The sequence below is a fragment of the Mesorhizobium sp. GbtcB19 genome (genome assembly GCF_019091085.1).
GTDB lineage: Bacteria > Pseudomonadota > Alphaproteobacteria > Rhizobiales > Rhizobiaceae > Mesorhizobium.
Genome location: NZ_JAGXJY010000531.1, coordinates 1 through 236 on the forward strand (window position 1 = coordinate 1; position 236 = coordinate 236).

Annotated in this window: 1 pseudogene; it reads left to right on the plus strand. The window is 68.2% G+C overall.

Annotated features, from left to right (window positions below):
* Nucleotides 1–236: pseudogene (locus tag KVT37_RS32940) on the plus strand (EamA/RhaT family transporter); the annotation flags it as partial.

Sequence of the window (236 nt, forward strand, 5' to 3'; positions counted from 1 at the left end):
GGCTTCCCTTGGTCGGAGTGGCACTGCTGTCGCTTGCCGGGCAATTCCTGATGCGCTGGTCCTACGCCCGCGCCGAAGCGCAATATCTGATCCCGCCCGAATATTCGGCCTTCATCTGGGCGATCGCGCTCGGCTGGTTCTTCTTCGGGGGGGAGGGGGCCTGGACGACGCTGGCCGGCGCCTGCCTCATTGTCCCCGGCTGCTTGTTCGCCGCGCGCGCCACCCCGAACCTCGCC